Here is a 23010-nt window from a genome sequence, read left to right as displayed (position 1 = left end):
GTGGGCTCACGAGGAAAGGGGCGCCATGCTCGTGCCGCTCGAGGATCTCGACCGCGCCGCCGACGACTACGCGCGCGCCTGCGTGGAGGCCGACGACGGGGCGAAGGAGCGGCTCCGCGCCGAGTTCGTCGGACTGGCGCTGCCGTTCGCCCGCCGGCTGTCCCGGCGTTACCGCGGCCGGGGCGAGTCGGCCGACGACCTGGAGCAGGTGGCGCGGCTGGGGCTGGTGAAGTCGGTGAACCGCTTCGATCCCGAGCGGGGCTCCTTCACGGCGTACGCCATAGTCACCATCACCGGCGAGATCAAACGGCATTTCCGCAACCACGGCTGGGGTGTGCATGTCCCCCGCCGGATGCAAAACCTCAGTCTGATCGTGGGGCAGGCCCGCGCGGCCCTCACCGCCGAGCTGTCCCGCCGGCCCACCGACGCCGAGATCGCCGCGCATCTCGGCCTCGAGGTGGCCGAGGTGACCGACGCCCAGCTGTCCGGTGCGGCCTATGCGCCCGGCTCGCTGAACGCCGAGGCCGACGGCTACGACGGGGTCGAGGTCGGCGAGTTGATCGGCGTCCTCGACCCGGACATCGACCTGGTCGAGGACCGGGCCAGCGCGGAACGGCTGATCGCCCGGCTGCCGGAACGCGAGCGCCGCCTCCTCGGCCTGCGCTTCTTCGGCGATCTCAGCCAGGTGGAGATCGCCAAGGAGATGGGTGTCTCGCAGATGCACGTCTCCCGGCTGATGGCCCGGGCACTGACCTGGTTGCGGCAGGCGATGCTGAGCGACACCCCGCTGCCGTGGACCGGGCTGGACGACACCGACCACCGGCTCGCGCTGGCCACGACCTACCGCGGTGACGTGATCCAATGCCGGGTGATCGGCGAGCTCGACCGGGACAACGCGGGCCATCTGCGGGACGAGCTGCTGGACACGCTCCGCGACGGCGGCCGGATGGGCCGGTTGGAGCTCGACCTGTCCGGGGTCCCGCTGCTCGACGCGGCCGGCATCGGGGTCCTGGTCACCCTGCATGAGACGGCCCGGATCCGGAAGATAGAGGTACGAGTGACCGGCCTCCAGCCGTACGTCGCTCAGATCGTCGCCGCCTCCGGCCTCAAGGCCCTGATCACGGCGTGACCGCCAGCGCGGCCCAGACCACCTTGCCGTCCCGGGTCGGCAGCCAGCCCCACTGCAGAGCGATCTTGCTCACCAGCATCAGCCCGCGACCAGGCATGGCCTCGGCCCCCGGGTCACGGGGAATCGGCTCGCCCGTCGAACCGTCCCGCACCATGACGTGCAGGTGCCGGGTGCGACGCTTGAACTCCACGGTGATCGTGGTTCCGGCGTGCTCGACCGCGTTCGACACGAGTTCGCTGGTCACCAGGGCGGCCGGGCCGACCAGCTCGGGCAGGTTCCACCGCAGGCACGCCTCGGTGGCCATATTGCGGGCGTGTCGCACGGCACCGGCGATCGGGAGCAGTTGATCGCTGATCGAGGGCACGACCACCCGGCCGTCGGCCACCGCGCTACGCCCCTCGGCGACGCTCGCGTAGACCGGCATCCGGCCGTACCGCCCGCGACCCAGCATCGCCGCGATCTCCGGCGCCGGGGCGCAGATCAGCAGCGGGGTTCCCGGCCAGCGCGCGGCCTGCCGGGTGACCGCCGTGAACAGGGAGAAGACCGTGTCGTCGGCGAACTCGGCGGCGGACAGCTCGACCAGCAACGCGTCCGGCTGCTCCGCCAGGCATTTCAACAGGGCGGTGCGCAGGCGGGGCGAACCGGCGAGGTCAAGGTGCCCACGCACCGTGACCACGGCATGGCCGTCGTCCTCCTGCACCGTCCAGTTCAGCGGATCCGTCATGACATCTCCACCCTCGTCCGCTATTGCGGTTGAACCGGCGGATGCCCCGGCTGGCCCGGGGCAAACTCCCCGGCTTCCATGGCGATGATGGCGCCGGCCGGTTCGTCCGAGCCCATCAGTGGACTGCAGGCGACCCGCACCGTGATCGGCCGGCCGCGCCGGTTGACCGCCTCGAGCAGCAGTTCGTCGGTGTTCGGGTCGCCGCCGAGGGTCTGCCGGACCAGCGGGCGCAGCCGGTCGACGGGCAGGCCGATGTCAAGGTTGAGCAGGTGGCGGCCGACCGCCTCGGCCGAGCGCAGCCCCCACAGATTTTCCGCCTCCTGGTTCCAGACCAGGACCCGCAGGTCGCGATCGACCACGGCCACGCCGGACCGCAGCCCGGCCAGCACCGCGTCCAGGAAGGCGTTGGCCTCGTCCAGCTCGGTGCCGCTGCGGTGCAGTTGTTCGTTTATCGTCTGCAGCTCGTCGTTGGTGGACTGGAGTTCCTCGTTCATCGTCTCCAGTTCCTCGTTCGTCGACTGGAGTTCCTCGTTGGTGGTCTCCAGCTCCTCGACCGTGGACTGGAGCTCCTCGTTCGTCGTCTCGAGTTCCTCGTTCGTCGACTGCAGTTCCTCGTACGCCGCTTCCAGGTCGCGGTTGGCGAGTTCCAGGTCGGCCCGCAGCTGCCGGGACGCGGTCACGTCGTGGAAGATCAGCGCGACGCCGAGCAGGCCGTCGTCGGCGTCGAACAGCGGGTTGACCTGGACGTCGAGGTAGAGCGTCTCGCCGCCGCCCTTGTACTCGACGTCGGAGATCCGCCGGGCGGCCCGTTCGGCCTGTGCCTGCTCGATGTGTTTGCGCAGCTCGATCGGCCGGTAGGAGACGTCCAGGTCCTGGAACGGGCGGCCCACGTCGAGGGCGGCCAGGCCGAACAGCTCGTTCGCCTTCCCGTTGGTGAAGGCGACCAGGCCGCCGGCGGTGATCACGATCTGCGCCACCGGGCTACCCAGCAGGGCGGCGTTGCGCAGCTGGTCGAGGCTGGTGAGCTGACCGCGGAAGGGGACCGACGGCGGTTCGACGAGGGCCGATCCGGTCGGCGCCGTCAGCCGGGGCACCTTGCGGAAGACCCGCCGCTTCAGGTCCTCGGGCAGGAACAGGTTGGAGTGGCTGAGCAGCATCTCGGCCTTGCCGAGGAAGAACGCACCGCCGTCGAGCAGGGCGAAATGGAACCGGCCGACCATCCGCGCCTGCGTCTCGGCGTTGAAGTACATCAACGTGTTGCGGCAGGTCAGCACGTCGACCCGGGAAATCGGGGCGTCCTGCACGAGGTCGTTACGACCGAATATCAGCGAGCGCCGGAGGTCCTTGCGAAACACATACCGATTGCCGGACTGCTCGAAGTAGCGCTCCAGCAACTCGGGCGGCAGAACGCTGATCGACCGTTGCCCGTAGGCGCCGTGCCGGGCCTCGGCCAGCTGTTCCTCGTCGACGTCGGTGGCATAGATCTTCACCCGTTCGCGGAACGCCTCCGGTCCGATGATCTCGCAGATCAGGATGGCCAGGGTGTAGGCCTCCTCGCCGGACGCACACCCGGCACTCCACACCCGGATCGGTGCGCCCGGGGCCTTGGCCTCGATCATCGGCACCAGCACCTCGGCCCGCAGGTATTCCCAGGCCTCGGGGTCGCGGAAGAACGCGGTGACGTTGATCAGGACGGTGTTGAACAGCGCGGTGAACTCGTCCGGGTGCATCTCCAGGAAATCCTGGTATTCCCCGTAATCGGTGATGCCGACCTGACTCATCCGCCGGTCGACCCGGCGCATCAGGCTCGACCTCTTGTAGCCGGTGAAGTCGAAGCCGCGAAGCTCCTTGACGTGCAGGAGAAGGGCCTCGAACTGGCTGTCCACCCGGTCCATCCCGTCACGCTACAACGCTCACACCTCCGGCTCGGTGGTGGAACCACCGATGCGCGCGAGCAGATCACGAATCAGGCCGGCGCCGGCCTCGGCGTCGTCCGCCATCCGCGCGAACCGGCCGCCACTGCCGGCCCGTTCCCGGTCGGCGAGCCGCCGGCTGAGGGCGGTCTTCTCCTCCAGGGCGCGCAACGCCGTCCACAGTGCACCCTCGGTGGTCGTCGCCTGCTCCTCGAGCAGGCTCTCCGGCGACCAGGCGTGGCCGATCCGGCACCGGTAGGCGGGCTGCGGCCAGATCTCCAACTCGAACAGGCCGCCACCGCACGACGGGCAGCCGTACACCGCGGGCGGGTCGATGATCTTGTCGATGTCGAGCAGCGGGTGGTCCAGCACGGCCGGCTGGTCCGGAACGGTCACCGCGGTCAGCCGCACGAGCAGGGCACCGAGATCGGCCGCGCCGACCAGGTGATCGGGGTCGAGGCGGTTCAGGACGGCCCGCGGCATCGAGTCGTTGAGCGCGTCGCCGGGCTCCTGGACCACCACCACACCGCCGGCCACCGCCACCGCCTCCGCGCCCACCGCGCCGTCGTCGCGGTTGCCGGAGAGCACCACCGCGATCACCCGCGTCCCGGCGGCCCGGGCGGCCGAGCGGAACAGCGGGTCGATCGCCGGCCGGTGCCCGTTCTCGGACGGCCCGCTGTTGATCCGGACCCGGTCGCCGAGCACCAGCATGTGCCGGTCCGGCGGCGCCACGTAGATCCGGCCCGGCACCAGCGGTTCCCCGTCGAACGCCGTCCGGACCGGCAGCGGGCCGGCGCGGTCGAGAATGCGGGTCAGGGCGCTCGGGGTCTCGCGCGGGACGTGCAGCACGATCAGCACCGACGCCGGAAGATCGGCGGGCAGCCCGCCGACCATCGCGCGCAGCGCCTCGACCCCACCAGCCGAGGCACCGACGACGATCACGTCCCGATGCGCCATCCTGGAAGCCTAGGCCCGGTTACCCCGTCGCGGGATGGCGCGAACCAGCTCGACCACGGTGACCACCACAATGAGACCCATCAGCCAGTACCAGAGGCTGCCGCGCTGGGCGGACAGTTCCCGGTCGACCGGATTGGGCGGCCAGGCCGAGTCGAGCGGCAGGTCGAGGTCGCCGCTCAGCACCGGTGACCAGGGCGAGCTCACCTGCCCGGACAGTTCGAGGCTGGTGAAGCCGTTGACCGTGTAGAGCGGCCGGATGTTGCGCGGCCCGGCGTCCCAGTGCGCGGTCACCGGGACGATCGCGGTAGCGCCCGGTGGCAGGTCGATCGAACCGGCCGGGACGCTGACCCGCACCTCCGGGTTGTCGCTGCTGACGGTGAGCCCGGACAGGGTCAGCGGCAGGTAGTTCATCGGCGACTTCACCTGCACGTTGGTGACCGAGGTGCCCTGGTTGATGCCGACCTTGGGCCAGACGATCCGGACCCGCCGCTTGACCTCGCGGGACAGGACGCCGCGGGCCTTCGCCGCCCGGGACCCGTCCATCGGCTGGGCCAGCACCGTGCCCAGGTCGCCGTTCAGAACCGTGCCCTGCCGCCAGACCTTGGTCAGCAGGGCGGCGTCGGGACCGGCGAGGACCGGGATCGCGTACGCCTCGACCCGCTGCTTCAGCTTGCGCGCCGCTTTCGCCACCTTGCGCAGGTCGCCGGCGGTTCCGCGACCGGCGGTCAGCAGGACGACGGTGGCCGGGTCCGGCCGGCCGGCGAGGGTCTCCACCGCCTCGGCCAGCGCCACCCCGACGTCGGCCCGGGCCCCGCCGGTCCGGGCCGGCAGCGTGGCCAGCAACTCCTCGGGGGTCTGCTCGACCGGGTGGGTCGTCGCGGTCGCGGTCGCGGCGAACGGGATGAGGGTCACCCGGTCGACCGGCGCCAGGCTCGCGAAGAAGCCGGTCAGGCCCTCCCGCACCCGGGCGTAGGCGGCGGCGTTCATCGAGGCCGAGACGTCGACCAGGAACACGAAGTCGGCCGGGATCAGGTCGGCGCCGACCGCCGCGTAGACCTCGTCGGGCGAGGTGGTGATGCCGGGAAGGGCCGCGGCCGGGCTCCCGCCGAGCAGAACCACCGCGACGGCGGCCACCGCGGCCGCCATCCGCGCGATGCGCATCTTCCCGCTCCCACGTGATCGACAGGACAGACCCTAACCATGCCGGGCGCGAGCTTAGCGGCGCGATGTGAAGATCAGATGCCTCGGGATCGCCCGAAGCGCGAACCGGCGGCGACCGTTTCACCCAAGATTAGGCGGGTACGTACGTGGCGGCTCTTGGAAGGAACACCTCATGCCTCAGGTGAAACTCGCGGTCATCTACTACTCGTCGACCGGCACCCTGCACGCGATGGCCCAGCGGATCACGCAGGCCGGCGAGAAGGCCGGCGCCGAGGTGCGCCTGCGGCAGGTGGCCGAGCTGGCCCCGGCCGAGGCGATCGCCTCCAACGCGGCCTGGAGCCAGCACTTCGACGCGACCAAGAACGAGCCGAAGGCCACCGGCGACGACGTGGTCTGGGCCGACGCGGTGCTGTTCGGCTCGCCGACCCGCTACGGCAACGTGTCCAGCCAGCTGAAGCAGTTCCTGGACACGCTCGGCCCGCAGTGGTCCCAGGGCCTGCTGGCCAACAAGGTCTACGCCGGCTTCACCGCGTCGATGACCGCGCACGGCGGACAGGAGTCGACGCTGCTGGCGCTGTACAACACGATCTACCACTTCGGCGGCATCGTGGTCGCCCCCGGTTACACCGACCCGCTGAAGTTCTCCGACGGCAACCCGTACGGCGTCTCGCACGTCACCGGCGGCACCAACGACGCCCCGCTGGGCGACGCCGAGTTCGCCGCCCTCGACCACCTGGCCGAACGAGCGGTCTCGATCGCCGGGAAACTCACCGCCTGAGGCGGCGTAAATAAGGCGCCTATAGTCTCTGATCATGGAGTTCCGGGTGCTCGCCGCGATCTCCGCGGGCGGTGTCCTCGGTGCGCTCGCCCGCTACGGCGTGGCCGAGGCGTGGCCGCACCCGGCCGGTGGTTTCCCCTGGTCGACCCTGGTGATCAACGTGTCCGGGTGCCTGCTCATCGGCGTCCTGATGGTCTTCGTGACGAAGGTGGCGACCGACCGGCCGCTGCTGCGGCCGTTCCTCGGGGTCGGCTTCCTGGGCGGCTACACCACGTTCTCCACCTACATCGTCGACATCTACCAGACGACCTCGCCCTGGGCGGCGCTCGCCTATCTGGGACTGACCCTGATCGGCGCGATGGCCGCGGTCTGGACCGGCTGGGAGATCACGATCCGGCTGGTACGGCGATGACGCTTCTGCTGGTGGCGCTCGGCGCTGCGATCGGGGCGCCGCTGCGCTACCTCACCGACCGGGCGATCCAGGCCCGGCACGACTCGCCGTTCCCCTGGGGCACGATGACCGTCAACGTGGCCGGCTCGTTCGTGCTCGGCCTGCTCATGGCATTACCGGCGGGCACCGCGACGGCCGCCCTCGTCGGCACCGGCTTCTGCGGCGCCCTCACCACGTACTCCACCTTCAGCTACGAGACGCTGCGGCTCGTGCAGGACGGCAAGCGCTTCTACGCGGCCGCCAACATCGTGGTGTCGATCGTCGCCGGGCTCGGGGCCGCGGCGGTCGGAATCATCCTGGGAGAAGCCGTCAGCTGAACAAAAGGTAAACGCCACAGGCTGAGAACAGCTGGTTCACAGAAGTCGCGGGCGTAATTGCCCGGTGAGTCACTTACTGGCCGTACTGATCGATGTCGCCGCCATCGCCCTGCTGACCTTCGGCATCTACTTCCCCCGGCATCACCGGCGCGACCTCGTCACGGCCTTCCTCGGGGTCAACATCGGGGTCCTGGCGACCGCGATGATCCTGGGCTCGTCCACGGTCGGCGCCGGCGTCGGACTCGGCCTGTTCGGCGTGCTGTCGATCATCCGGTTGCGGTCCAGCGAGATCGCCCAGCACGAGGTGGCCTACTACTTCGCCGCGCTCGCGCTCGGCCTGCTGGCCGGCCTGGAGAGCGACGTGAGCTGGCTCGTCTCCGGGCTGATGGTGCTGGTCATCGCCGCGCTCTACGTCGGCGATCACCCGCGGCTGTTCCGGCAGTACCAGCAGCGGACGGTCACCCTCGATGCCGCCTACACCGACGACGACGCGCTGCGCGGTCACCTCGAGGTGCTGCTCAAGGGCCGGATCGTCAACCTCTCGGTGCGCAGCGTCGACCTGGTCAACGACACCACCATGGTGGACGTCCGCTACGTCCGGGCAGTCGCCGCGTGATCGCCGAACTCGCCCCGATCGGGCTGGACGAACTCGTCGAACGCGCCGGGCTGCTGACCCGGATCGACCGCAAATACCTGCTGCCGGCGTCGGCCCTGCCGATGATCCTGGCCGGGCTGCCGAGCGACGCCCGCATCCTCGAGATCGAGGGCAAACGGCACTTCGCCTACCGGTCGGGCTACTTCGACACGCCCGGGCTGGACAGCTATCTGACCACCGCGCAGCGGCGCAGGCGCCGCTTCAAGCTGCGTATCCGCAGCTATCTGGACACCGATCTCCATCTTTTGGAGATCAAGACGCGGGGCGCGCGCGGCGTGACGGTCAAGCAACGATTTCCGTACGCCGGGGACGGCGTGACCCTTTCGCCGGAGATGCAGGCGTACGCCGTACGGTCGCTGGAAGCCGAACGGGTCACCATGCGTGACCCTCGTTTCGAAGCCGTCATCACCACCCGGTTCGAGCGCATCACCCTGCTTCTGCCGTCGACCGGCAGCCGGGCGACCATCGACCGCGATCTGACCTGGACGCTTCCCGGCGGCGCCACCATGCACCTGCCCGATCGCATGATCGTCGAGACGAAGTCGGCCCGCGGGGCCTCGCCGCTGGACCGGGTGCTCTGGTCGCAGTCGCACCGGCCGTGCCCGATCTCCAAGTACGCGACCGGGATGGCCGCCCTGCATCCCGAACTGCCGGACAACCGGTGGCACCGCATCCTGCGCCAGCACTTCAGCATCTCGGAGGCGAGTTGACCATGAAGAAGGCCATCTTCTCAGTAGCTCTGGCGGCGGCGGTCCTGGCCGGCTGCTCCTCCGGTTCCTCGTCCTCTACATCGGCTGCCACCTCGGCCGCGGTCGTCTCCGTGCAGAACGCCAAGGAAGTCCTCGCCGCTGACAAATCGGTCCATTCCGCTGCTACTTCTTCTTCTAGCAGCGTCGCGATCACGCTGTCCGGCACCTCCGCCTCGGCGACCGGCGACGGCGTCAAGATCGACGGCTCGACCGTGACGATCACTGCCGCCGGCACCTACCGGATCTCCGGGACGCTGACCAACGGACAGATCGTGGTGGACGCCAAGGACGCCACCGTCGTGCTGATCCTCGACGGCGCCACCATCACCAGCTCCACCACCGCCGCGATCGCCGCCACTTCGGTCGATCAACTCGACGTGGTGCTGGCCGACGGCAGCACCAACGCGCTCACCGACACCACCACCTACGCGTCGGACGCCGAGGTGAACGCGGCCCTGTTCAGCGCGGGCGACCTCACCATCAGCGGGACCGGCGCCCTCACCGTCAACGGCCGCGGCAACGACGCGATCACCTCCAAGGACGGCCTGCTGGTCACGGCGGGCACGGTCACCGTGGTGGCCAAGGACGACGGCCTGCGCGGCAAGGACTACCTGGTGATCACCGGTGGCACCCTGGACGTCTCGGCCGGTGGCGACGGGCTCAAGGCCGACAACGAGGACGACGCCGACTCCGGCTACATCGCGGTCTCCGGCGGCACGGTGACGGTGACCGCCGGCGGGGACGGCGCCGACGCCGCCACCGACCTGGTGATCACCGGCGGGAAACTCGACGTCACCGCGGGCGGCGGCAGCGCCAACTCCCCCACCGACGACACCTCGACCAAGGGCCTCAAGTCCGGGGTGATCACCGTCCTCGAGGGTGGCACGGCCACCGTCGACGCGGCCGACGACGCGGTGCACAGCAACGGCGTGGTCCGGGTGAACGGGATCGCGCTGACCGCGGCGAGCGGCGACGACGGCGTGCACGCCGACCAGACCCTGCAGATCGACGACGGCACGCTCACCGTGACCAAGTCGAACGAGGGCATCGAGTCGGCCGACATCGTGGTCAACGGCGGGGTCACCACAGTTACCTCCAGCGACGACGGCCTGAACGCGGCCGGCGGTTCGTCGTCCGATCAGCAGCAGCAGGGCCCCGGTGGGGGCGGCGGCGAGGAGGCCGGCGACTTCACGGCCACGGTCACCGGCGGGACGCTGATCATCAACGCCGAGGGCGACGGCCTCGACTCCAACGGCACCGCCACGATCAGCGGCGGCACCGTGGTGGTGAACGGGCCCACCCAGGGTGGCAACGGCGCGCTCGACGTCAACGGCAGCTTCACCATCACCGGCGGGGTGCTTGTCGCGGCCGGTTCCGCCGGCATGGCGGTCGCCCCCGGCACCGACTCGGCGCAGGGCTGGCTGTCGGCCACCTTCGACTCGACCGTCCCGGCGGGCACCACGCTGCAGGTCACCGATGCCTCGGGCAAGGTCCTGGCCACCTTCGTGACCAGCAAGGACATCCAGAACATCGTCTACTCCTCGGCGTCGATCACCAAGGGCACGGCGTACACGGTCTACTCCGGCGGCACCGCCTCCGGCAGCAGCACCGGCGGCCTGGCCGCGTCGGGCAAGCTCGGCTCGGCGACGAAGCTGACCACGGTGACGGCCGGTGCGGCCCCGGCCGGTGGCGGCGGGTTCGGGGGCCGGCCGGGACGTTAGGCCCTACTGGCGAGTTACCCCCGGGGCGTGGAATTGAGGTAGCCCGGCAACGGGCCGGGGCTACCTCGAGGAGGGGTCATGGAACGCGTCGAGCAGGTCATCAACCCTCAGGTGCACACCCACGGCGAGGTTCCGTCGGACGCCGCCGACTATGCCGTGGGAAAACTGACCGCCGCGCTCCACCACGCGCCCGCGCCGATATTGCGCGCGGAGCTGACCCTCGATTCGCATGCCCCCGGCGACCGCGTGGACGCACACGTCGATGTGAACGGCGCCGGCGTTCACGTCCACGCGGTCGGCGAAACGTTCCAGGAAGCGACCGACCTGATGCAGGACAGGCTTCGGTCGCGGCTGCGCCGCATTCGTCGCCACCCCTCACGGCGATGATCGCGCGCAAGGCGGTGACGGCCGGGGTGCTCACGTTCCTCGGCCTCACCGCCGTCGGCGGCGGGGTGGCGATCCTGGTGGGCGCCACCCCACCGTCGGGGTGGCTCGAAAACGTGCCGCTGATCCATGGCTGGACGATTCCCGGCCTGGTCCTGACGGCCGGCTTCGGCGCCGGCTCACTGCTGACCGCCGCGGCGGTGCTGCGCGAACACCCCTGGTCGCGCGCCGCCACCGGCCTGGACGGCCTGGGCCTGGTCGCGTGGATAGCGCTCGAGTTCGCGTACCTACCGGATATCTCCTGGCTGCAATGGCTGTACGCGGCAGTCGGGATCGCCCTGCTGCTCCTGGCAGCCCTCAATTAGGAGATAGCCATGCCGTCGATGAGTGTCTTCGACCTGCTGGCCGTGCACGACTTCGTCGCCGATCTGCCGGGCGACTGGCTGCATCGCCTGGCCGGCACCGGCCACCCGGTCTACTACGGCACCGGCCACCGCCTGATGCGCGAGGACGGCACCGCCGACCGGTTCTGGCTGCTGCACAACGGCTCGGTGGCGATCGACTTCTACGTGCCCGGCCGCGGCGACATCGTCATCGAGCGGGTCGGCCCGAGCACGCTGATCGGCTGGTCCTGGCTGACCGTCCCCTACCGCTGGCAGTTCGGCGCGGTAGTGGCCGAAGACATCCGAGCGGTCGAGTTCGACGCCGCCGCGGTGCGCAACCTGATAGCCGAGGACCCCGAGTTCGGCCGCGAGCTGACCACCCGCATCCTCCGGGTGACCGCCGACCGCCTGCAGGCCTCCCGGCACCGCCTGATCGAACTATATGCGTATCCGGCGGTCGCCTGACCCGCTAACCTTGCGCCCATGTGTCGAAGTATCGCCGTGCTGAAGCCGTGGTCCCGCCGCTGACGGCGGCGAGCTCACCCTGATTTCAGCAGCTCTGTTCCGCCGTCCTGGCGTTCTCGCCGGGCGGTGTCCTGACGCTGCCCGGCTCCACGACGAGCCGAGAGCAGAACCATGCCCCACGCACACATCCGCGCGGAAAACATCCGCGTAGTCCTGGGCGCCCAGGAAGTCCTGTCCGACGTGACCGTGACCGTCTCCACCGGTTCCCGCCTGGCGATAGTCGGCGAGAACGGCCGCGGTAAAACCACCCTGCTGCACGTGCTGGCCGGCCTGCTGACCCCAGACGCCGGCACCGTGCAGCGCACCGGCACGATCGGCGTGGTCCGGCAAGAGTTGGAGTCTCAAGCCGGCGAAACGGTAGGCACCCTGATCGCCCAGGCGATCGGCCCCTCGCTGGCCGCCCTCGAAGCGCTGGACGAGGCCACCGCCGCGATCGCGGCGACCGCGACCGGCACCACCGCGTCACAGGTAGACAGAGCAGGCGACGCGGCCGCTGCGGCCGCTGCGGCCGCAGCTGAGGCGGCCTACTCAGCTGCGCTGGAGGTTGCGACCCGGCTGGACGCCTGGGACGCCGAACGGCGGGTCGACATTGCGCTGGCCGGGCTGAACGCCTGCACCGACCGGAGCCGGCCGCTGGCCACACTGTCGGTGGGACAGCGTTATCGCGTACGCCTCGCCTGTGTTCTTGGGGCCAACGCCGACCTCCTGCTGCTGGACGAGCCCACCAACCACCTGGACGCCGACGGCCTGGCCTTCCTCACCGCCCGGCTGCGGCAGCAGGCCGGCGGTTTCGCGGTGGTCACCCACGACCGGGCCCTGCTGCGCGACGTGGCCGCCGAGTTCCTGGACCTCGATCCGGCCGAGGACGGCCGGCCGCGGCTGTTCGCCGGCGGCTACGCCGGCTGGCAGGAGGGTCGCGCCAAGCTGTGGGAGAGATGGCTTCAGGCGTACGCGACACAGCAGGCCGAACACGATCGCCTGCGAGTGGCAGTCGGCGAGGCGCGCGACCGCTTGAGCACCGGTTGGCGCCCCGACAAGGGCACCGGCCGGCACCAGCGGCAGAGCCGGGCTCCCGGCGTGGTCCAGGCCCTGCGCCGCCGCCAGGACGACCTGGACGAACACCGGATCACCGTCCCCGTACCACCACGGCCGTTCCACTATGCCGATCCCGGCACGCGTCCGGCCGTACCCCTCCTGAATTGCCAAGACGTAACCGTGACCGGCCGTCTGAGCCGGCCGGTAACCCTGGCGTTCGGCGGCGGAAGCCGCCTGCTGGTAACCGGCCCGAACGGCGCCGGAAAGTCAACGCTGCTGGCCACCTTGGCCCGAGCCCTGAACCCGGACACGGGCGAGGTGCGCCACCTGTCCGAGGCCCGAATCGCCTACCTGGCCCAGGAAACCCCCGCCGGCGACCGCATGTCCCCCGGCCAGCGACGCCGCCGCCACCTGACCGCGTTGCTGGCCACCCACCCGAACGTCCTGATCCTCGACGAGCCCACCAACCACCTGTCCGCCCCGCTGGTAGACGACCTGACAAAGGCCCTGCTCACCACAACCGCAGCGGTGGTGATAGCCACCCACGACCGCCAGATGCTCACCGACCTCTCCGACTGGCCGACATACGACCTAACCCCGTAAACCGAACCGGCCTCAGCGCGCCCCACCCGCGCTGAGGCCGGCCACAGACGCACCCGTGGCTTCGGCGAACTTCGCTGGGATTCGGGTGCCCCTCGCGGTGGCCGGGGTTCTGCGATACTCCCGCCGTGATCTTCCGCCACCCCGCCCTACGCATCCTGGTCCCCATCGCCACGGTCGTTGTCGCCGTCGCGTACGTCCTGGTCGAGGCGTTGAGTGGGTCGGATGCGTCGCGGCGGCTGACGTTTACCTATCACCAGCACAACGGGTCCGGGATGATGGATCAGACATTGGAGATCTTCAACCCCGCCCTGTCGGCTGTGGTCCCGACGCTGGAGATCGTGCCGGTCGACAGCTCCGGCGCGGTGGTGGCAGGTGTCCGGGTGAGCACGGCCTACGGCAGCGACAAGGGCCGGCTGCTCGCTCCGGGCCGGGCGTACTCCTTGGACGTTCTCGCCTTCGCCGGTGACGACGTGTCGAGAGTGGCGGATGTTCGGGTTACCGTCCGGGCCTCGGCCAAGGCGGAGTTTCCGGTCACGCCGCTGGACGTGGAAGTGCAGACGTTCGACGTCGCCGGGGAGCAGACGTCGAAGGTCGGGCCGTTCTGGTCGGTCGAGCTCACCAACCCCAACCCGGAGAAGGTTGCGGTCGGGGTGGTCTGCATCCTCTGGGATCAGCCGCTGTCTTCCCAGCCGCAACAGGCCCTCGCGGTCCTCCCGGTCGGTGTCGCCGCGATCGCCGGGGAAGGTTCCACGACGATGCGGGCCGACGGCGAGGCGGCGGACGGCTGCGGAAGCCTCAAGGCCTATTTCATCCCACTCGACCAGGTGTGACGCCGGGCAGTTCGCGGGTGTTGCGCAGCGGGGACGCCAGGAGCGGCAGCAACGGGAGCACCCCGGCCGCGGCGACGATCCACAGTGTCGGCCGGGCGCCGATCGCCTGGCCGAGCACGCCGCCGGCGAAGGCGCCGATCGGCATAGTGCCCCAGACCAGGAAGCGCATCGTGGCGTTCATCCGGCCCAGCAGGAGCGGCGGCGTCAGGCCCTGCCGGAAGCTGACCTGGGTGATGTTGTAGATCGACGAGGCCGCCCAGATCACCAGGTAGGCGCAGGCCGCCGCCCAGAGCAGCCAACCCGGCTGAGCCAGCGGGATGACCAGTTGCGCGGGCACGCAGGCCGCGATCGGGATCCAGATCGCCGGACCCTGCCCGATCCGGGCCGCGATCCGGCGGGCCACCAGCGCGCCGACCAGGCCGCCTATCGCGGCGACCGAGTAGAAGACGCCGATGATGCCGGGCCGCAGACCCAGGTCCCGGGCGAGAAGTACGACAAGCATCGCCGTCTGCGCCGCCGACAGCAGGTTGTGGGTGGAGGTGCACAGGGCGATCGCCCGCAGCAGCGGATTGCCGAAGACGAACCGCAGGCCCTCGAGGATCTCCCGGCCGAGATGCCGGTCCGGGCGGCGTTCCGGGCGTTCCTCGCGGGCGGCGATGCGGCCGACGAACAGCGCCGAGGCGGCGAAGCTGAGCGCGTCCACCAGCAGCGCGAAGGGCGCGGTGATCAACTGGATGAGGAAGCCGGCCATCGTCGGGCCGGCGATCTGGCTGGTGGCCCGTACGCCCTCCAGCTTGGCGTTGCCCTCGACGAGGTGGTCCGTTCCGACCAGGTGGGGCAGGTAGCTCTGATAGGCCACGTCGAAGAAGACCGTGAACACGCCGGTGGCCAGCGCGACCAGGCAGAGCTGGGCGAGGGTGAGACCGCCCAGGGCCCAGGCGACCGGCACCGACGCCAGCAGGGCGGCCCGAGCGATGTCACTCACGATCAGGACTCGGCGGCGGCGCATTCGGTCGACAAGCGCACCGGCCGGCAGCCCGACCAGGAGGAAGGCCAGAGTCTCGCAGGCGCTGAGCAGGCCGACCTCGAAGTTCGAGGCCCGCAGCACGATCACCGCCACCAGAGGCAACGCCAGCATGCTGACCTGAGTGCCGACCTGGCTGACCGCGTCGGCGACGAAGAGGTTCCGAAATCCCTGATCCCGCAGCAGGCTCATCGACAGCGATGATATCGATGCCGTTGACGGCGGGCCATATCGTGGTGGTATTCGAGGTGCGACAGGTTGGATGACGATGATCGCAATCATCTTTCAGGCGCTCAGCTTCGTCGGCGTTCTTATCGCTCTCTACTTCGCGGCCATGCAAACGCGAAAGCTGCAGAAGCAGGTGAGCATATCCAACCTGTACAGCCGGTACGAAGCACTTCATCACGCGAACGAGCGTTACGACGCCGGCCTTGCCATGCTGTTCCAGCGGCCGGACCTCAGGTCCTACGTCTTTCGCCGTAAGCCCGTTGACCTGGTCGGGGACGACCTCGATCGGGCTCTCATCGTGGCCGACCAGATGGCCGGGGCGGTCGATCACGCTTTACGCGTGGGCGACCGCTTTCCGGACGAGGGACGAGGCGATTGGTCCGCAGTCGCCGAGGAAATGGCGAGAACGCCGCTCTTTCAAGCAATTGTCAGCGAGAAGCCAACAGATTTCCCGGACCTGAGCAGATTCTTCCCGGATGCGCAGCCGGACGAAGAAACAAGCGACGCGACAGGCTAGACCGGAGCGGGCTTCATCGCGGCTGACGCGTACACGCTGGAGACCCGGAAGCCGCCCAGCCACGCTGTCAACCGGGCGGCCTCGGCGTTGAGCGCCTTGCGCTCGGCGGCCGAGATCTTCTCCAGCAGGCGCACCTCGACCACCCCGGCCGCGTCCTGCACCCAGCAGCCGACCACCCGGCCGTTGATCCAGGCGGTGGTGCCGGCGTTGCCGGTGCGGTCGAAGAGCGGGTCGCGGTGCGGGCCGAGGTAGAAGTCGCGGCCCTGCCAGCCCATCACCGTCGGGTCGAGCACCGGCAGCAGGGCCGCCCACGGGCCGGGGTCGGCGACCTCGTCGACATCGGACGGGAGCAGCCAGCCGGTGGCGCCGCTGTCCAGGGTGACCGGCACCGCGGCTAGGGCGGCGAGGGCCGCGCGGACGACTTTCTTGGTCGAGCCCAGCCACCACACCAGGTCGTCCTCGGTGCCGGGGCCGAACGAGTACAGCCAGCGGCGGACGATCTCGCGGTAGCCGGCCTCGGCGTCCACCCACGGCGGTACCTCGCCCAGCCAGTCGCTCATCCGGGTCCAGCGGGGGCGGGAGACGTGCCAGCCACCGGTGTTGGTGCCGCGCACGATGTCGGCGGTCAGGCCCAGGTGGGTGAGCACCCGGGAGGCGCCCCAGACCGAACCGGGTGACACCGCGACCTTGACGTCGAGCATCGGGACCGCGCGGCGGATCTCGGCCGCCGTGCGGCCGTCCGGCTTATCTGACAAATGCGACAAAACCTCAGCGCGGGTAAGGTCCAGAAAATCCGGTGCCAGGCCCGCGAGAGCACCGTCCTTCGCCATCCGGGCCCGCTCGGTGCCGGCCACCCGGGCCGACGCGCTGGGCCACGCGGCCGGCAGCAGGTCGCGCGGGAAGACGAACAGGGTGCGCCGCATGGCCAGCTGCTTCACCAGCGTGCGGTCGTCGTAGAGAGCCCGGTCGACATCCCCCGGCTTGACCCCGGAAACCCGGGCCCAGCAGGACAGATAGACCGTCGGCGGCTCGGTGGCGTGCAGGACGGTCATCGCCCGGGTGGCGTCCTCCGGCGACGAAACCCAATAGGCCGGAGCCAGCGCGTGCCGGATGGCCAGGCGGGCACGCCGTTCGTCGTCGGTCACCCTGCGCATCGCCCCATGCTGCCACAACCACTTGCTAAAGAAGTCTTTCTAAAGCATTCTCTAGGAATGCGAGACGAGGTCAGGCTGGGCGATGCGAGATCCCTCCGGGCGTACGCCCACCCCCTGCGCATGCGACTGATCGGCCTGTTGCGCGGTGAGGGGCCGATGACCGCCACCCAGGCCGCCGCCCGGCTCGGCAACACCGTGCCCAACTGCTCGTTCCACCTGCGACAACTGGCCAAGTACGGGCTGGCCGAGCGGGCACCCGGCGCCGACCAGCGGGAGCGTCCCTGGCAGGCCACCGCGCGCTATACCTCATGGGACGACGACTCCGACGACCCGGCCGTCCGGGCCGCGACCGACTCGCTCAACAGCGTGCTGCTTGGGCAGTACGTCGAGCGCGCCCAGGCCTACCTGGCCGCCCGCCCCGACGAGCCGGTCGAGTGGCGCACGGCCGGCGGCTTCAGTGACGCGCTGGTACACGTCACGGCGGACGAACTGCGGGAGCTCACCCAGCGGATCGACGACCTGCTCGCGCCGTACGCGGTGGCCCGCCGCGGCACCCGCCCGGTGCACCTGATACATCTGGCGCTCCCGCATGACTGACACCCTGCTGCGCCGCCCCACCTTCCGGCGGTACTGGGCCGCGCAGACCGTCTCGCTGTTCGGCGACCAGGTCACCCTGCTGGCCATGCCGCTGCTGGCCGTCCTCGCGGTCGGCGCCGGGCCGGCCGAGATGGGCTACCTGACCGCCGCCGCGCTGCTGCCCAACCTGCTCTTCTCGATGCCGGCCGGTGCCTGGGTCGACCGGCATTCCCGCAAACGCCGCCTGATGATCGGGGCCGACCTGGGCCGGGCCGCGCTGCTGCTGGCGATCCCGCTGCTGTGGTGGGCCGACCACCTGACCCTGACCGTCCTCTACGCGGTGGCGTTCGCGGCCGGCACGCTGTCGATGCTCTTCGAGGTGGCGCACAGCAGCCTCTTCGCCGACCTGGTCGAGCGCACCGACTACGTCACGGCGAACAGCCTGCTCAACGGCAGCCGGGCAATGTCCTACGTGGCCGGCCCGAGCGCCGGCGGCCTGCTCGTGCAGGTCTTCACCGCTCCGTTCGCGCTGCTGGCCGACGTGCTGACGTTCCTGGCCTCGGCAGTGTTCCTGCGCCGGGTGGACGTCGCCGAGCGGCCGGGCGAGCCCGAGGCCAAGCACGGGAACGGCATGCGGTTCGTGCTCACCCATCCGGTGCTGCGGGCGATCCTGCTCGGCACCACCACGCTCAACCTGTTCAACTACATCTTCGCGGCACTGTTCGTGCTCTACGTGACCACCGGCCTGCACATCAGGCCCGGCACGCTCGGCGTCATCATCGGCCTGGGCGCGGTCGGCGGCCTGCTCGGCGCCACCGTCGCCGGGCCGATCAGCCGGCGCATCGGCATCGGGCCCGCGCTGATCCTCGGCCTGGTCGTCTTCCCGGCACCGCTGATCCTGGTGCCGCTCGCGCACGGCCCGCAGCCGGTGGTGCTGGCGATGCTGGTCACCGCCGAGTTCGTCGCGGCGCTCGGCGTCATGCTTCTCGACATCACCGCCGGCTCGGTGCAGACCGCGGCCACGCCGCCGAACCGGCTGGCCGTCGTGGCCGGCTTCAACCGCACGATCAACTACGGCATCCGGCCCATCGGCGCGGTGCTGGGCGGCACGCTCGGTGCGTTTTTAGGCGTACGCCCGGCGCTCTGGATCGCCACCGTCGGCGCCCTGCTCGGGGTTCTCTGGGTGGTGTTCTCCCCGGTGCGGAAGCTGCGCGAGATCCAATAACGCGCACGCTGTCACATCGCGGTAACGCATCGCATCGATCCTCTGCGCCGGCGTCTTCGGCCTGCTGATCGCCAAGCCGTTCGCGAAGATCATCCACCTGTTCCCGCCGCTGGTGACCGGCACGGTGATCACCATCATCGGCCTGTCGCTGATCGACGCGGGCGCCGGCCTGATCGCCGGCAACAATCCCGACGACCCCGGTTACGGCAACCTGTCGCACATCGCGCTGGCCGGGGCGATCATCCTGCTCATCGTACTGATCAACCGGTTCGCCAAGGGTTTCCTGGTCTCCCTCGCCGTACTCATCGGGTTGATCTTCGGGGTGGTCGTTGCCGCCCTGATGGGCCTGGTCGATTTCGCCGGCGTGGGCGACGCGGGTTGGTTCGGCCTGGCCCGGCCGTTCTACTTCGGCGCGCCGAAGTTCCAGGCCGCCGCCATCATCTCGATGTGCGTGGTGATGCTGGTGATCTACGTCGAGTCAACCGCCGACATGATCGCCGTCGGCGGCCTGGTCGACCGCGAGCCCACCGAGAACGACATCGCCCGCGGCCTGGCCGCGGATGGCCTGTCCGGCATCCTGGCCGGCACGTTCAACTCGTTCCTGGACACCGCGTTCGCCCAGAACGTAGGCCTGGTGCAGGTGACCAAGGTCCGCAGCCGCTTCGTGGTCACCGCGGCCGGCATCATCCTGGTACTGCTGGGCCTGATTCCCAAGCTGGGCGCGATCATCGCGGCCATCCCCGGCCCGGTGATCGGCGGCGCGGCCCTGGTTATGTTCGCCACGGTGACCGCGGTTGGCATCCGCAGCCTGCGCAAGGTCGACTTCGACGGCAACCACAACCTGCTGATCGTCGCCATCTCCCTGGGCGCCGGCATGGTCCCGGTGGTGGCGCCGGCGTTCTACGACCGCATGCCCGACGAGCTGCAGATCATCCTGGGCAGCTCGATCACCACCACGGTGATAATCGTCTTCCTGCTGAACCTCCTCTTCAACGTCTGGACCCCACGCGACCCAGGCCAGGCCCCACCAGACCAGGCCGCGACCCCCGACGGCCTCCCCGCCACCTCCCCCTGACCCTTCCGCCGGCTTGGCTCGTTCGCGTGCGCTCCTTTTTCAGTACGCCGTCGGACCGGTCCCCTGGCACTCGGTTTCGCTGGGCGACACCCACCCTCCGCGCGCCCGCGCCGGGCGGGCCCGACCCAAGACGCCAGCCCATCGCGCCGCGCACCGCGGCACTTGCAGCAACCCGGCGCCCGGGCGGATGCGGCAAAGGGTGCGGAGTTCCCGTCAGCTGCAAACGCCAACTCCGCAAGATCGACCCCGACGGGGGTAACGCAGCGGCCCGCAGGGCCAAGGGTGTGAAGGTCCTGTCAGTTGCACACGCCAACTCCGCAAGATCGACCCCGACGGGGTTAGCGCAGCGGCCCGCAGGGCCAAGGGTGTGAAGGTCCTGTCAGCTGCGCACGCCAAACCCGCAAGATCGACCCCGGCGGGGTGACGCTCAGGCCCGCCGGGCCAAGGGCGGCGCTGGTTGTCCCGTACCGTTTCGGGCGTGATCGAGTCGTTTCAGACGAGCACTGAGCCTGCCGTTCTTGATGATCTTCGGGCTCGGGTGCGGGCTACCCGGTGGCCGGACGCGCCCGAGGACGCGGGCTGGTCGCAGGGTGTTGACGTGGACTACCTGCGGGAGCTGGCGGCCTACTGGGCCGACGGCTTCGACTGGGCGGCCCAGGAGGCGGCGCTCAACCGGCTGCCTCGCTACCGGACGACGCTCGGCGGGCTCGGCATTCACTTCGTGCACGCCCGCGGCAAAGGGCCGGCGCTTCCGCTGATCCTCAGTCACGGCTGGCCGGACTCGTTCTGGCGGTACACCAAGGTCATTTCGCTGCTGACCGACCCGGGGGCGCACGGCGGGGACCCGGCGGACGCCTTTGACGTGGTCGTGCCGGACATGCCGGGGTACGGCTACTCCGATCGGCCAACCGGCACCGCGCCGGACTCGATCGCGGTCGCCGGGCTGTGGGCCGGGCTGATGGCCGACCTCGGCTACCAGCGCTTCGCCGCGGCCGGTGGGGACATCGGCAGCGGGGTCAGCCGCTACCTCGCCCTCGACCACCCCGAGCGGGTCGTCGCCGTGCACCGGATGGACGCCGGACTGCCGGTCTACTTCGGCGACCGGGCCGACCTCACACCCGAGGAACGGGAGTTCCTCGACGTCGCCGCGCGGTGGGGGGCGGACGAGGGTGCCTACGCCGCCATGCACCGCACCAAGCCGCAGACCGCCGCCGTCGGCCTCAACGACTCGCCGGCCGGACTGCTCGCCTGGATCGTGGAGAAGATGCGCGCGTGGAGCGACCGCGACGCCTTCAGCCGCGACGAGATCCTCACCAACGTCACCATCTACTGGCTGACCGGCACGATCGGTTCGGCGATGCGGATGTACCGGGTGAACGGCGCCATTCCGCCCGCCCAGCACGCCCGCCGGGTCGAGGTGCCGTCCGGCTTCTCGCTGTTCCCCGCCGATCTGGTGCGGCCGCCCCGGGCCTGGCTCGACCGGATGGCCAACACCGTGCGGGTGACGGAACATCCCCGCGGCGGGCACTTCGCGCCCTTCGAACAACCCGGCGCGTACGCCGAGGAGCTGCGCGAATTCTTTCGCCCGTACCGTTATTAGCTTCCGCCGGCCACCGGCCGATGGTAGACACCCGGGGTGCCAACTCTGGAGTTCTCCGACCTGATCCGGTTGATCGACGAGCGGTCGGGGGCTTTCCGCGCCGCGCTCGCCGCCGCGCCCAGCCTCGACGCGCCGGTGCCGACCTGCCCCGGGTGGACGCTGTTCGATCTGGCGCGACACCTGGGCGAGGGCCAGCGCACCTGGGCCGCGATCGTCGCCGCCGGGCCGGCCTCGGCCAAAACCACTCCGGAGCGTGTCCCGGCCGCGCCCCCGGGCCGCCAAGCCCTGCTGGCCTGGTTGTTCGAGTCCACCCAGCAACTGCTGAGCGCGGTGCGGGCGGCCGGCCCGGATCGCGGCTGCTGGACCTGGTGGGCGGAGTCGCAGTCCCCGTCGACCAGCGGCGCCGTCGCCCGGCACCGGCTGCAGGAGGTCGCGGTGCACACCTACGACGCCCAGCTCGGCTCGGAGCCGCTGCCGACCGAGGTGGCGCTCGACGGCGTCGACGAGTTCCTGGCGACCTGCTGCGCGGGGCCGTACGCGTGGCCGCACAAGCCCGCCGTCGTCGACTACCACGCCACCGAGGGCCGCTCCTGGCGCCTGTGGCTCGCCGCCGACGGCGTGCGGGTGGCGAGCCCGGACGCCGGCCCGGCCGACGCTTCTCTCCGGGGCACGGCCAGTGACCTGGTTCTGGCCCTCTACCTGCGGATCCCGGTCGACTCCCTGGAGGTCTCGGGCGACGGCCAGATCTTCGACCAGCTCATCGACTGGGACCCGGAGGAGTAGCCCGCAGCAACTCCCATCCGAGCCGCAGCCACGGCTCGGTCCCCTGCCGGAGCACCTCGGCGCAGCTTTCCGCGGCGACCTGGGCGAGTTCGGCGTCCTGGGGGCTCATCCAGCCCTCGCGGCACGACTCCTCGTACTCGTCCCAGTCCTCGATCTCGACCCGCCCGTCCCGCTCGTGCAGCATCGGGTCCAGTTCCAGATCGATGTAGCGCCAGCCGTCGTCGGTGGCCTCGGGCGGCAGGCAGATGTCGATCTCGAGCCGCCGGTCGGCCGGATCGTCGACCCACCACGCCGCCCACGGACGGCCCGGCACCAGCCACACCAGCACGGGCACCGGCAGGGTGCCCGTGTCATGCGGCGCACCCCACGGCGACCCGACCGGCCCCGACAGCCAGACACCCTCCTCATCGGAGGAGACCGGCTGGAAATCGAACCAGTAGACGCCGCCGGGCCGCTTGATTTTCCACAGTCGGGTCACCCCAGCACCCTAGAACGCCCGCCCGGTGGGACCGC

Annotated in this window: 24 protein-coding genes and 1 pseudogene; 18 read left to right on the top strand and 7 right to left on the bottom strand. The window is 70.3% G+C overall.

The features are described from left to right. Nucleotides 1–25 precede the first annotated feature (25 nt). Nucleotides 26–1129, top strand: a complete 1104-nt coding sequence (locus tag Ate02nite_RS21935; RefSeq protein WP_203808458.1) for a sigma-70 family RNA polymerase sigma factor — start codon at nucleotides 26–28, stop codon at nucleotides 1127–1129. Here Ate02nite_RS21935 and Ate02nite_RS21930 read toward each other — a convergent pair. The 4 genes from Ate02nite_RS21930 to Ate02nite_RS21915 are packed head-to-tail and all read right to left on the bottom strand — an operon-like array spanning nucleotide 1119 to nucleotide 5884. After that, a complete protein-coding gene (locus Ate02nite_RS21930; RefSeq protein WP_203808456.1) occupies nucleotides 1119–1853 on the bottom strand; it encodes an STAS domain-containing protein in 735 nt (244 codons plus the stop codon). The two genes, Ate02nite_RS21935 and Ate02nite_RS21930, sit on opposite strands and share 11 nt — an antisense overlap. Before the next feature lie 20 nt (nucleotides 1854–1873). Next, nucleotides 1874–3748 carry a CheR family methyltransferase gene (locus tag Ate02nite_RS21925; protein ID WP_203808454.1) on the bottom strand — a complete coding sequence of 625 codons (1875 nt, stop codon included), beginning with the start codon at nucleotides 3746–3748 and terminating at the stop codon, nucleotides 1874–1876. An 18-nt stretch (nucleotides 3749–3766) separates the two neighbouring features. After that, on the bottom strand, nucleotides 3767–4723 hold the full coding sequence (locus Ate02nite_RS21920; protein ID WP_203808451.1) for a chemotaxis protein CheB: 957 nt from the start codon (nucleotides 4721–4723) through the stop codon (nucleotides 3767–3769). A 9-nt stretch (nucleotides 4724–4732) separates the two neighbouring features. After that, nucleotides 4733–5884 carry a vWA domain-containing protein gene (locus Ate02nite_RS21915; protein WP_203808449.1) on the bottom strand — a complete coding sequence of 384 codons (1152 nt, stop codon included), beginning with the start codon at nucleotides 5882–5884 and terminating at the stop codon, nucleotides 4733–4735. 172 nt (nucleotides 5885–6056) lie between these two features. Here Ate02nite_RS21915 and wrbA point away from each other — a divergent pair, with 172 nt between their 5' ends. The 11 genes and pseudogenes from wrbA (at nucleotide 6057) to Ate02nite_RS21860 (ending at nucleotide 14315) form a co-directional block, all read left to right on the top strand. Next, the gene (gene wrbA / locus Ate02nite_RS21910; RefSeq protein ID WP_203808447.1) at nucleotides 6057–6662 is read left to right on the top strand and encodes an NAD(P)H:quinone oxidoreductase; all 606 of its coding nucleotides are present in this window, start codon (nucleotides 6057–6059) and stop codon (nucleotides 6660–6662) included. Between the two features lie 46 nt (nucleotides 6663–6708). Continuing rightward, nucleotides 6709–7074, top strand: a pseudogene (locus tag Ate02nite_RS21905) (fluoride efflux transporter FluC); the annotation flags it as partial. Then, complete coding sequence (gene crcB, locus Ate02nite_RS21900; protein ID WP_203808443.1) at nucleotides 7071–7430, top strand: fluoride efflux transporter CrcB; 360 nt, start codon at nucleotides 7071–7073, stop codon at nucleotides 7428–7430. The pseudogene Ate02nite_RS21905 and the gene crcB, both read left to right, overlap by 4 nt. Nucleotides 7431–7494: 64 nt before the next feature. Then, nucleotides 7495–8046, top strand: a complete 552-nt coding sequence (locus Ate02nite_RS21895) for a DUF4956 domain-containing protein (RefSeq protein ID WP_203808441.1) — start codon at nucleotides 7495–7497, stop codon at nucleotides 8044–8046. Beyond that, nucleotides 8043–8795 carry a polyphosphate polymerase domain-containing protein gene (locus Ate02nite_RS21890; RefSeq protein WP_239147582.1) on the top strand — a complete coding sequence of 251 codons (753 nt, stop codon included), beginning with the start codon at nucleotides 8043–8045 and terminating at the stop codon, nucleotides 8793–8795. The genes Ate02nite_RS21895 and Ate02nite_RS21890 overlap by 4 nt, the downstream gene beginning before the upstream one ends. Before the next feature lie 2 nt (nucleotides 8796–8797). After that, complete coding sequence (locus Ate02nite_RS21885; protein ID WP_203808439.1) at nucleotides 8798–10555, top strand: carbohydrate-binding domain-containing protein; 1758 nt, start codon at nucleotides 8798–8800, stop codon at nucleotides 10553–10555. Between the two features lie 78 nt (nucleotides 10556–10633). Beyond that, nucleotides 10634–10942: an HPF/RaiA family ribosome-associated protein gene (locus Ate02nite_RS21880; protein ID WP_203808437.1), complete on the top strand. Its 309-nt coding sequence runs from the start codon at nucleotides 10634–10636 to the stop codon at nucleotides 10940–10942. Next, nucleotides 10939–11304 carry a hypothetical protein gene (locus Ate02nite_RS21875; RefSeq protein WP_203808435.1) on the top strand — a complete coding sequence of 122 codons (366 nt, stop codon included), beginning with the start codon at nucleotides 10939–10941 and terminating at the stop codon, nucleotides 11302–11304. Before Ate02nite_RS21880 ends, Ate02nite_RS21875 begins: the two co-directional genes overlap by 4 nt. A gap of 9 nt (nucleotides 11305–11313) precedes the next feature. Continuing rightward, nucleotides 11314–11787, top strand: coding sequence for a Crp/Fnr family transcriptional regulator (locus Ate02nite_RS21870; RefSeq protein WP_239147581.1), 474 nt, complete (start codon nucleotides 11314–11316; stop codon nucleotides 11785–11787). Nucleotides 11788–11958: 171 nt separating this feature from the next. Continuing rightward, entirely contained in the window at nucleotides 11959–13485 is a 1527-nt protein-coding gene (locus Ate02nite_RS21865) for an ATP-binding cassette domain-containing protein (RefSeq protein ID WP_203808433.1), read from the top strand. Between the two features lie 125 nt (nucleotides 13486–13610). Next, nucleotides 13611–14315 carry a hypothetical protein gene (locus Ate02nite_RS21860; protein WP_203808431.1) on the top strand — a complete coding sequence of 235 codons (705 nt, stop codon included), beginning with the start codon at nucleotides 13611–13613 and terminating at the stop codon, nucleotides 14313–14315. On the opposite strand, the gene Ate02nite_RS21855 is transcribed toward Ate02nite_RS21860, so the two are convergent. Further along, the gene (locus Ate02nite_RS21855; protein WP_239147580.1) at nucleotides 14293–15531 is read right to left on the bottom strand and encodes an MFS transporter; all 1239 of its coding nucleotides are present in this window, start codon (nucleotides 15529–15531) and stop codon (nucleotides 14293–14295) included. The two genes, Ate02nite_RS21860 and Ate02nite_RS21855, sit on opposite strands and share 23 nt — an antisense overlap. 70 nt (nucleotides 15532–15601) lie before the next feature. On the opposite strand from Ate02nite_RS21855, the gene Ate02nite_RS21850 reads away from it, so the two are divergent. Beyond that, nucleotides 15602–16084 carry a hypothetical protein gene (locus tag Ate02nite_RS21850; protein ID WP_203808429.1) on the top strand — a complete coding sequence of 161 codons (483 nt, stop codon included), beginning with the start codon at nucleotides 15602–15604 and terminating at the stop codon, nucleotides 16082–16084. Here Ate02nite_RS21850 and Ate02nite_RS21845 read toward each other — a convergent pair. Continuing rightward, on the bottom strand, nucleotides 16081–17238 hold the full coding sequence (locus Ate02nite_RS21845) for a winged helix DNA-binding domain-containing protein (protein WP_203808427.1): 1158 nt from the start codon (nucleotides 17236–17238) through the stop codon (nucleotides 16081–16083). The two genes, Ate02nite_RS21850 and Ate02nite_RS21845, sit on opposite strands and share 4 nt — an antisense overlap. Before the next feature lie 57 nt (nucleotides 17239–17295). On the opposite strand from Ate02nite_RS21845, the gene Ate02nite_RS21840 reads away from it, so the two are divergent. The 5 genes from Ate02nite_RS21840 (at nucleotide 17296) to Ate02nite_RS21820 (ending at nucleotide 22497) form a co-directional block, all read left to right on the top strand. After that, the gene (locus Ate02nite_RS21840; RefSeq protein ID WP_203808425.1) at nucleotides 17296–17835 is read left to right on the top strand and encodes a winged helix-turn-helix domain-containing protein; all 540 of its coding nucleotides are present in this window, start codon (nucleotides 17296–17298) and stop codon (nucleotides 17833–17835) included. Next, nucleotides 17828–19039 (top strand): MFS transporter, encoded by a 1212-nt coding sequence (locus Ate02nite_RS21835; protein WP_203808423.1) that lies wholly within the window; start codon nucleotides 17828–17830, stop codon nucleotides 19037–19039. Before Ate02nite_RS21840 ends, Ate02nite_RS21835 begins: the two co-directional genes overlap by 8 nt. A gap of 28 nt (nucleotides 19040–19067) precedes the next feature. Beyond that, nucleotides 19068–20114 carry a nucleobase:cation symporter-2 family protein gene (locus tag Ate02nite_RS21830; RefSeq protein WP_203808693.1) on the top strand — a complete coding sequence of 349 codons (1047 nt, stop codon included), beginning with the start codon at nucleotides 19068–19070 and terminating at the stop codon, nucleotides 20112–20114. Between the two features lie 478 nt (nucleotides 20115–20592). Further along, nucleotides 20593–21714: an epoxide hydrolase family protein gene (locus Ate02nite_RS21825; protein ID WP_239147579.1), complete on the top strand. Its 1122-nt coding sequence runs from the start codon at nucleotides 20593–20595 to the stop codon at nucleotides 21712–21714. 36 nt (nucleotides 21715–21750) lie between these two features. Beyond that, nucleotides 21751–22497 carry a maleylpyruvate isomerase N-terminal domain-containing protein gene (locus Ate02nite_RS21820; RefSeq protein ID WP_307873287.1) on the top strand — a complete coding sequence of 249 codons (747 nt, stop codon included), beginning with the start codon at nucleotides 21751–21753 and terminating at the stop codon, nucleotides 22495–22497. On the opposite strand, the gene Ate02nite_RS21815 is transcribed toward Ate02nite_RS21820, so the two are convergent. Then, nucleotides 22472–22975, bottom strand: a complete 504-nt coding sequence (locus tag Ate02nite_RS21815) for a ribonuclease FAU-1 family protein (RefSeq protein ID WP_203808419.1) — start codon at nucleotides 22973–22975, stop codon at nucleotides 22472–22474. The genes Ate02nite_RS21820 and Ate02nite_RS21815 overlap by 26 nt on opposite strands. Nucleotides 22976–23010 lie beyond the last annotated feature (35 nt).

The sequence above is a fragment of the Paractinoplanes tereljensis genome (assembly GCF_016862435.1).
Lineage (GTDB): Bacteria > Actinomycetota > Actinomycetes > Mycobacteriales > Micromonosporaceae > Actinoplanes > Actinoplanes tereljensis.
Note: the sequence above shows the minus strand (reverse complement) of the source record. Positions and strands in the feature narration are given on the sequence as shown.